Annotated in this window: 6 protein-coding genes; 4 read left to right on the top strand and 2 right to left on the bottom strand. The window is 67.5% G+C overall.

Annotated features, from left to right (window positions below; translation table 11 throughout):
- A partial coding sequence (gene glmM / locus QM019_RS10335; RefSeq protein WP_282852919.1) for a phosphoglucosamine mutase occupies window positions 1-1,268 on the top strand: 1,268 nt, incomplete at its 5' end.
- Window positions 1,269-1,346: 78 nt separating this feature from the next.
- On the opposite strand, the gene QM019_RS10330 is transcribed toward glmM, so the two are convergent.
- Complete coding sequence (locus QM019_RS10330; RefSeq protein WP_282852918.1) at window positions 1,347-2,705, bottom strand: hypothetical protein; 1,359 nt, start codon at window positions 2,703-2,705, stop codon at window positions 1,347-1,349.
- 196 nt (window positions 2,706-2,901) lie between these two features.
- Entirely contained in the window at window positions 2,902-3,858 is a 957-nt protein-coding gene (gene coaA, locus QM019_RS10325) for a type I pantothenate kinase (protein WP_282827590.1), read from the bottom strand.
- A 146-nt stretch (window positions 3,859-4,004) separates the two neighbouring features.
- On the opposite strand from coaA, the gene QM019_RS10320 reads away from it, so the two are divergent.
- The 3 genes from QM019_RS10320 (at window position 4,005) to glmS (ending at window position 9,204) form a co-directional block, all read left to right on the top strand.
- Window positions 4,005-6,146, top strand: coding sequence for a PTS sugar transporter subunit IIA (locus QM019_RS10320; RefSeq protein WP_282852917.1), 2,142 nt, complete (start codon window positions 4,005-4,007; stop codon window positions 6,144-6,146).
- A complete protein-coding gene (locus tag QM019_RS10315) occupies window positions 6,146-7,282 on the top strand; it encodes a mannitol-1-phosphate 5-dehydrogenase (protein WP_282852916.1) in 1,137 nt (378 codons plus the stop codon). Before QM019_RS10320 ends, QM019_RS10315 begins: the two co-directional genes overlap by 1 nt.
- A 71-nt stretch (window positions 7,283-7,353) precedes the next feature.
- On the top strand, window positions 7,354-9,204 hold the full coding sequence (gene glmS / locus QM019_RS10310; protein WP_282852915.1) for a glutamine--fructose-6-phosphate transaminase (isomerizing): 1,851 nt from the start codon (window positions 7,354-7,356) through the stop codon (window positions 9,202-9,204).
- Window positions 9,205-9,214: the final 10 nt, after the last annotated feature.

Here is a 9,214-nt window from a genome sequence, read left to right as displayed (position 1 = left end):
CGCGTGAAGCGCGCGAGCGCGGCGAGCGGCCGGTCGCGGTTCTCGCCCGGGATCCGCGTATCTCCGGCCAGTTCATCAGCGCGGCAGTCGCCGCCGGACTCGCCTCCGCGGGCGTCGATGTCTTCGACGCCGGCGTGATCCCAACGCCCGCAGCGGCGTTCCTGACCGCCGACGTTGACGCCGACTTTGGCGTCATGATCTCGGCGTCTCACAACCCTGCTCCCGACAACGGCATCAAGTTCTTTGCCCGCGGCGGGAGGAAGCTGGCCGACGAACTCGAAGACGAGATCGAGGCCCAGCTTGAAGCCGAGCAGCTTCGTCCCACTGGCGACGGGGTCGGCCGCATCGAGCGTTTTGCTGATGCCGAAGATCGCTACACGCTGCACCTGCTCTCGTCGCTGCCGGTCGTCTACGACGACGGCCGCCCGCCGCTCGACGGCATGCGCATCGTCATCGATGGCGCCAACGGCGCAGCCGCGGGCGTTTCGCCCGAGGTGTTCGCCGACGCGGGCGCCGACGTCACCGTCATCGGTGGCGAGCCCGATGGCCTCAACATCAACGAGGGCGTCGGCTCGACGCACCTCGACAAGTTGCGTGAGACCGTCGTGTCGCTCGGCGCCGACCTCGGCGTCGCGCACGATGGCGATGCCGACCGCTGCCTCGCGGTCGACTCGAACGGCGAAGTTATCGACGGCGACCAAATACTCGCGATCCTCGCCCTGTGGCTCAAGGGCCGCGGGATGCTCAAGGACGACACGCTCGTCGCGACGGTCATGTCGAACCTTGGCCTGCGCATCGCGATGCGCGAGCATGGCATCACCCTCGTCGAAACGAAGGTGGGCGACCGCTACGTGCTCGCCGAGCTCAACCGCCGCGAGCTCACCATCGGTGGCGAGCAGTCGGGACACGTCATCGTCACTCGCCACGCGACCACCGGCGACGGCGTGCTCACCGGCCTGCTGCTCGCCTGCGTTGTCGCATCCGAGGGCAAGCCCCTCAGTGAACTCAAGCAGGTCATGAAGGTCTACCCACAGGTGCTCGTCAACGTGCGCGGCGTGCGCCAGGACGAGTGCACTTCGAACGAGGCCGTCCAGGCCGCGGTCGAGAAAGTGACACTCGCGCTCGGCAACACTGGCCGCGTGCTGCTGCGCCCATCCGGCACCGAGCCGGTCGTGCGCGTCATGGTCGAGGCCGAGACCGACGACGCCGCGCGCCTGCATGCCGACGCGCTCGCCGAAGTCGTGAAAGCCGAGCTCGCGCTCGCGTAATTTTCACGTCAAACGGCCGCGGCCCCAACCAGAATCTGGTCGGGGCCGCAGCCGTTTTTGGGGGGATCGCGCTGCCGATTACTCCTCTGCGAGCTGGCCCGAGGCAAGGGCCAGCTCGTTGACCTCGTGGGGCAGTTGGGCCGTCTCGGTGACCTCCCCGCCGAGGTAGTCGACCACGTACATGGTCGAGGTGTTCGGGTCGCTGATGTAGACGTAGCCGCGGTCCTGCACGATGGCCGGGTGGCTGGTCTGCCATTCGTCAGGCACGGTCCACTCGTCGGTCACGGCGATCTCATTGACGAGTTCGCCCGACTCGGGGTCGAAGACGCGCAGCGTGCCGTCGGTGCCAAAGACGAGGGCCTCGCCGTCCTCGCCGCGGGCGAGGCCATGCCAGGTGTAGTGGCTGCCGGTGTCGACGACGTTGATCGACTCGTCGACGGTGTCAATGAGGGCAATCTGGGTCAGGTCGATGCCGCCCTCGGGGTCGGTCTTGTAGTCGCCGAGCACGACGGTCGAATCATCGGCGGCGAACGCGTTGCCGGTGCGGCCGAAGTCGTCGGGCGCGTCGATCTTGTGGAAGTGGTCGCCGTGCGAGAGCAGCACGCCGTCCTCGCAGCCGGCGAGAACAAGGTCGTCGCCGACGGTGGTCTCACCATGGATACCGGGGCACTCGTCGGATTCGGCGATGACGTTGCCGTCGGCGTCAACGACCTGGGCGCCGTTGCGATCCGACTCGTTGCCCACCGTCACGAACAGCTGGCCGTCGGCGAGCGGCACGGCGACGCCGTGGTGCGCGTCGGCCGACTCGTAGCTCGCGGTCGGCGTGATGCTGCCGGCGTCAACCTGCTCCTCGAGCGTCGCCGTGGCGAAGATCGTGACCTCGCCGGTGCCGTCGTCGAAGAGTGCGGTCTGGCCGTCGTGGTGCACGACGTGACCGGGTGTCTCGGCGCTCGCGACGACGTCGCTGAGCACGGGCTCGGAGACGTACGAGTGGGTGTGGTCGCCGTGTGGCTGGGTGTAGGTGCCGGCGTCGAGCACGGCCCAGCCGCCCGTCGTCGAGACGAACACGTTGCGGTTGTCACCGCCGGGGCTGAGGCGGTTGAAGCCATCGATGGGCAGATCGGCGATGACCTCGAGCGAGTTCGCGTCGACGACCATGATGCCGCCGTCGTAGGTCAGCGCGAGGCGGGGCTGCGGGCCCGACGACTCCGTCGCCGCGTGTTCGTGTTCGTGACCGTCTTCGTGGTCGTGCTCGGCCTCCGTTGATGTGGTGCTCTGGGCTGTGAGCCGGCGGCGCAGCCCGTGAGGGCGAGCGCGGCAATCGCGAGGGATGCGGCAGAGGCGAGCAGCGGCGCTCGACGGGACAGGATCGGTGCCATAGAGGCGGGTCCTTCCTAAAGGATCAGCAAATTCGATGCCGCCGAAACGGCACCGCACGAGACTATCTGCTAATAAGAATCGTTATCAGATAGCGAGTCGCTGATATTTCGCGCCCGGTGCGGGGCCGTGACCGGCGCATCCGGTCGGCCCGCGCATCCGCTCGCGACGGTGCCCGCGCATCCGATGCGGTTTTCTCCGAGAGATGCGGCGGTAACCGCAGCGATCCTAGAAAACTGCACCCAGGCACCCGCCGCTAGGACTTTCGGAGGAGGACCTTCGAGATCGCGTGGTTCTCAGACTTGCGCAGGATCAGCTTCGCGCGTGAGCGCGTCGGCAGCACGTTCTGCTCGAGGTTCGGCAGGTTGATCGAGTTCCAGATATCGGATGCGGTGGCAACGGCCTCGGTCGGGGAGAGGTCAGCGTACTTGCGGAAGTACGAGGACGGGTTCGCGAATGCGCCGCGCTGCAGTTGCAGAAAGCGGTCGAGGTACCACTTCTCGATGTCGGAGGTGCGCGCATCCACGAAGATCGAGAAGTCAAACATGTCGCTCACCGCGAGCCCGCCGCCGCGCGACGGCGGCTGCAGGACGTTGAGGCCCTCGACGATGAGCACGTCGGGGGCGTTCACGACGATCTCGGCGTCGCGCACGATGTCGTAGACAACGTGCGAGTAGAACGGCGCGCGCACTTCGGGAGCGCCCGACTTCACCTGCGTGACGAAGCGCAGCAGGGCGCGGCGGTCGTACGACTCCGGGAATCCCTTGCGCGACATCAGGCCGCGGCGCTCGAGCTCGGCGTTCGGGTAGAGGAACCCGTCGGTCGTGATGAGCTCGACGCGAGGGGTGTCCTCCCACCGCCGCAGCAGCTCTCGCAGGAGTCGTGCCACCGTCGACTTGCCCACGGCGACCGAGCCCGCGACGCCGATGACGAAGGGCGTGCCGTCGCCGCGGTCGCCGAGAAACGAGTTCTGGGCGCGGCGCAGCTGGCGCGCGTTGTTCACGTGGATGTTCAGCAGCCGGGTGAGCGGCAGATAGACCTCGCGCACCTCATCGATGTCGATCGGGTCGCCGAGGCTGCGCAGGCGCGCGACGTCGTCCTCGTCGATCGTAAGCGGCGTCGACGGGGCGAGCTCGGCCCAGTCGGCGCGATCGATCTCATCGAACGGCGTCGACCACTTCGCGGTGGCCGGGCGCCGTGCGGTGGTGAGCATCAAGCCAGCTTACTGGCAGGTAGGGCAGTGCGGAACGCTTGGCCGTGATGGCCGTATTCCTGGGACAAGCCGCAGAGTAGGCTTAGTAAAGGATGAACCGCGGTGTCGCGGTTCCGCCCGTATCTCACGAGCATCTGGAGGCAGTGGTGTCCGCAACTACCGCGCCGTCGACCGACTCAGCGTCAGGCGGCAAGAACAAGTTCAGCGTCGGAGTCCAGAAGTTCGGCACATTCCTCTCGGGAATGATCATGCCGAACATCCCCGCACTCATCGCGTGGGGTCTGTTCACGGCGTTCTTCATCGAAAAGGGATGGACGCCGAACGCGAGCCTCTCGGAGCTCGTCGGCCCGACCATCCACTACCTGATGCCGCTGCTCATCGCGAACACGGCCGGCCGCATGGTCTACAAGGAGCGCGGTGGCGTCGTCGCCACGGTCGCGACCATGGGCGTCATCGTCGGTAGCGACTACATCGTCAACCAGTTCAATGCCTCGCTGCCCGAGGGCGCGAGCGAGCTCGGCCAGGTGCACATGTTCATCGGAGCGATGATCATGGCGCCGATCGCGGCCTGGCTCATGAAACAGCTCGACAAGCTCTGGGACGGCAAGATCCGCGCCGGCTTCGAGATGCTCGTCAACCTGTTCTCGGCCGGCATCTTCTCGTTCATCATGGCGATCGCAGGCTTCTACTTGCTCGCACCGGTCGTTAACGGCCTCATGACGGTGCTCGGGAACGCGGTCGGCTGGCTCATCAACAACGGCCTGCTGCCGTTGACGAGCATCTTGATCGAGCCCGCGAAGGTTTTCTTCCTCAACAACGCCATCAACCACGGCGTGCTGACGCCGCTCGGCACGCAGATGGCGTCGGTCGACGGCAAGTCGATCCTGTTCCTGCTCGAGGCGAACCCGGGCCCCGGTCTCGGCATCCTGCTCGCGTTCTCGGTCTTCGGCGTCGGCATGGCCCGGGCCTCGGCACCGGGCGCCGCGATCATCCACTTCCTCGGCGGCATCCACGAGATCTATTTCCCGTACGTGCTCATGAAGCCGGCACTGCTGCTTGCAGTGATCGCGGGTGGCATGAGTGGCGTGTTCACGAACATGATTTTCGACTCGGGCCTGCGGGCGCCCGCGGCGCCGGGCTCGATCATTGCGGTGCTGCTGCAAACCGCGAGTGACAGCTACCTCGGCGTGATCCTGTCGGTTGTCATCTCGGCCACCGTCACCTTCGTCGTCGCCGCGGTGATTCTGCGGGCCTCGCGCAAGCGTGACCTTGAGGCGCTTGAGCGCGGCGAGGACGGCATGAGTGCGGCGGTCGCGAAGACCCAGCGCAACAAGGGCAAGGACTCGGCGGCGCTCTCGAGCCTCGCCGGTCAGGCCTCCGCCGGTTCGCTGCGCGACGAGGTCGCCAACCCGAACCGCGAGATCACGAGCGTCGTGTTCGCCTGCGATGCGGGGATGGGCTCGAGCGCGATGGGTGCGAGCGTCATGCGCAAAAAGGTGAAGGACGCGGGCATCACCGGCGTGACCGTGACGAACGCGGCCATCGCGAACCTCGACAGTACGGCCGACCTCATCATCACGCAGGAAGAGCTCACACCCCGCGCGCGACAGCGCCGCCCCGACGCGATCCACGTGTCCGTCGGCCAGTTCATGAACTCGCCGAAGTACGACGAGGTCGTGGACCTGCTGAAGCAGCGCCAGGATGGCGAGCTCACGGCGGCGGCGGCGGCCGCCGAGGCGGCTCCGGCCGAGTCCTCGCCCTACACGCCGAGCGACGGCACGGATGCGCCGGCCCCGGCCGCCGCCCCTGCCGCGGCAACGGCCACCGCCACCGCACCGGCCACCCCGGCGGCCGACCCCGACGTGCTCACGCTCGAGAGCATCACGACGGCGCCGACCGCGACGACGCGTGATGAGGCGATCCGAGAGGCGGGGGAGCGACTCGTCGCCCGCGGCTCGGTCACGCCTGACTACGTCGACGCGATGTTCGCCCGCGAGGCCGAGGTCTCGACCTTCATGGGCAGCTTCCTCGCGATCCCGCACGGCACGAACGACGCCAAGCAGGCGGTGCTCGCGTCGGGGCTTTCGGTTGCCCGCTACCCGCAGCCGGTTGACTGGGACGGTAATGAGGTGCGCTTCGTGATCGGCATCGCCGGCAAGGACGGTGGGCACCTCGAGATCCTCGCCAAGATTGCCCAGATCTTCGCCGACCAGAGCAAGGTTGACCGCCTGCTCGAGGCGCAGACCGACGAAGAACTCTACGAACTGCTGAGCGGAGTAAACGACTAATGGCCAAGACCGCAGTACATTTCGGTGCCGGCAACATCGGGCGGGGCTTCATCGGCCTCGCCCTGCACGAGGCGGGCTATGACCTCGTGTTCTCGGACGTCAACGCCGAGCTCGTCGACACGCTCAACGCCACCGACAGCTACGAGGTGCGCGAGGTCGGCGCGAATGCCCGCACCCACACCGTCGACCGCTTCAGCGCCGTGAACTCGGCCGCCGCCCCGGCCTCCGCACAGGCGGCCGTGGCCGGGGCCGACATCGCGACCTGCGCCGTCGGCGCGGGCGTGCTCAAGTTCATCGCGCCCGTGATTCGCGAGGGCCTGCGGCAGCGGGCGGTGGATGCGCCGAAGCTCGTCGTGCTTGCCTGTGAGAACGCAATCAACGCGACCGACACGCTGCGCGACTTCGTGCTCGACGGCGCGGAAGAACTCGCTGACCGGGCGATCTTCGCGAACACCGCGGTCGACCGCATCATCCCCGCCGTGCACGCCGACGGCGTCGACGTCGTGGTCGAGGACTTCAGCGAGTGGGCGATCGAGCGAGGGCCGTTCGATGGCGCCGAGCCGAGCATCCCCGACGCCCATTTCGTCGACGACCTCGCCCCGTACATCCGCCGCAAGCTCTTCACGGTGAACACCGGCCACGCCACCGCCGCGTACTGGGGCTCGCTCCTGGGGGAGGCATCGATCGCATCGGCCCTGGCGAACCCGCAGGTGCGCGAGCACGTCGACACGGTGCTCGGTGAGACGAGCGAACTGCTCATCGCGCAGTTTGGCTTCGACCTCGACGAGCACGCCGCCTATGTCGCGCGCACGATTCAGCGGTTCGAAAACCCCGAGCTGCCCGACACCCCGACGCGCATCGGCCGCCAGCCGCTGCGCAAGCTGAGCCGACACGAGCGCTTCGTCGAGCCGGCGGTGGACCTCGCGGCCCGCGGCCTCGAACACGGTGGTCTCCTGGCGGCGATCGGCGCGGCGCTGCAGTTCCGCAGCGACGACGACGAGCAGTCGCACGAGCTCGGCGAACTACTCGAGACACGCCCGGCCGCTCACCTCGTTCCCGAGGTCATGGGGGTGCAGCCCGGCGAGCAGCTATTCGACGAACTCGTGGCGGTCGTGACCCGCGTACAGCAGCGCTAGTTCCGCCCACGCTCTCGACGCGTTTGCGGAGTTGAACGCGCGCGTCGGGGGGATGGGGCAGAATTACCCATATGTGTGGAATCGTTGGATACGTCGGTGACAAAACCAGTCAGCAGGTCCTTTTGTCGGGTCTGGCCCGACTCGAATATCGCGGCTACGACTCGGCGGGCATCGCCGTGGTCGACGAGCACGGTGCGCTGAACACCCGCAAGCGCGCCGGCAAGCTGCAGACGCTGCTCGATGACCTCGAGCGTGACCCCATGGCAGATGGCCACATCGGCATCGGCCACACCCGCTGGGCCACCCACGGCCCCGCAAACGACAGCAATGCGCACCCGCATCTGTCAGACGGTGGCAAGCTTGCCGTGATTCACAACGGCATCATCGAGAACTTCCACGAGCTGCGCGAAGAGCTGAAGGCCGACGGCGTCGAGTTCCTCTCCGAAACCGACACCGAGGTCGCCGCGCACCTGCTCGGCCGCGAGTATGCGAAGACGGGCGACCTCGTGCAGACGTTCCGCAACGTCGTGCCCCGCCTCGACGGCGCGTTCACGCTGCTCGCGATTCACGCGAACCAGCCCGACGTCATCGTCGGCGCGCGGCTCAACTCGCCGCTCGTGATCGGCCTCGGCGACGGCGAGAACTTCCTCGGCTCTGACGTGGCCGCGTTTGTCGAGCACACCGACCGCGCGATCGCGGTGGGCCAGGAGCAGATCGTCGTCGTGCGCAAGGAGTCGGTCGAGATCACGACCTTCGACGGCGAGCCCGCGTCGGGCGACGAGTTCGAGGTGAGCTGGGATGCCTCGGCTGCCGACAAGGGCGGTTGGCCGTCGTACATGGCGAAGGAGATCGCTGAGAACCCCGAGGCGATCGAGAAGACGATCCTCGGCCGCATCGCTGACGACCACGTCAAGTTGCCCGACCTCGAGGTGCTCGGCGCCGACTACTTCCGCGAAATCGACCGCATCCTGCTCATCGCCTGCGGCACCGCGTACTACTCGGGCCTCACCGGCGCGTATGCCCTCGAGCAGTGGACCCGCGTGCCCGTGACGGTCGAGCTCGCTCACGAGTTCCGCTATCGCAACCCCGTCGTCACCGAGCGCACGCTCGTCGTGTCGTTGTCGCAGTCGGGCGAGACGATGGACACACTGATGGCTGTGCGCTACGCCCGCGAGCTCGGCGCGAAGACCATCTCGATCTGCAACACGCAGGGCGCCTCGATTCCGCGCGAGTCCGACTCGGTCGTGTACACCCACGCGGGCCCCGAGGTCGCCGTGGCCTCGACCAAGGCCTTCACCGCGCAGGTCGCCGCGATCTACCTGCTCGGCCTCTACATTGCCGGCACACGCGAGACCCTCTCGAAGGAGGAGGTTGCGGGGCACCTCGAGGAGTTCCGCCAGCTGCCCGAGAAGATGCAGCACGTGCTCGAGCATCACGACCGCATCCGCGAGCTCGCGAACTGGATGGCCGACACCCGCTCGGTGCTCTTCCTCGGCCGCTCGACGGGCTACCCGATCGCGCTCGAGGGCGCGCTCAAGCTCAAGGAGATCGCCTACATTCACGCCGAGGGCTTCGCCGCCGGCGAGCTGAAGCACGGCCCGATCGCGCTGATCGAGCCCGGCCAGCCGGTGTTCGTCATCGTGCCGAGCCCGCGCCACGACAACACCCTGCACCCGAAGGTCGTCTCGAACATTCAGGAGATCCGCGCCCGCGGCGCCCGCGTGCTCGCGGTGGCCGAAGAGGGCGACGCCGCGGTGCTGCCGTTCGCCGACGAGGTGTTTGCGATGCCGCTGACCGAGCACTTCTTCGAGCCGTTCCTGCGCGTGCTGCCGCTGCAGATCTTCGCGCTTGAGCTCTCGACCGCGAAGGGCCTCGACGTCGACCAGCCGCGCAACCTCGCCAAGTCGGTCACCGTCGAATAGCGGTGCCGGC

This window comes from Gulosibacter sediminis, assembly GCF_030011715.1.
Taxonomy (GTDB): domain Bacteria; phylum Actinomycetota; class Actinomycetes; order Actinomycetales; family Microbacteriaceae; genus Gulosibacter; species Gulosibacter sediminis.
Note: the sequence above shows the minus strand (reverse complement) of the source record. Positions and strands in the feature narration are given on the sequence as shown.

Bases quoted from the DNA above. Each gene is read 5' to 3' on its own strand.
- coaA (WP_282827590.1), bottom strand. From the start codon at position 3,858: ATGCTCACCACCGCACGGCGCCCGGCCACCGCGAAGTGGTCGACGCCG.
- QM019_RS10315 (WP_282852916.1), top strand. From the start codon at position 6,146: ATGGCCAAGACCGCAGTACATTTCGGTGCCGGCAACATCGGGCGGGGC.
- glmS (WP_282852915.1), top strand. From the start codon at position 7,354: ATGTGTGGAATCGTTGGATACGTCGGTGACAAAACCAGTCAGCAGGTC.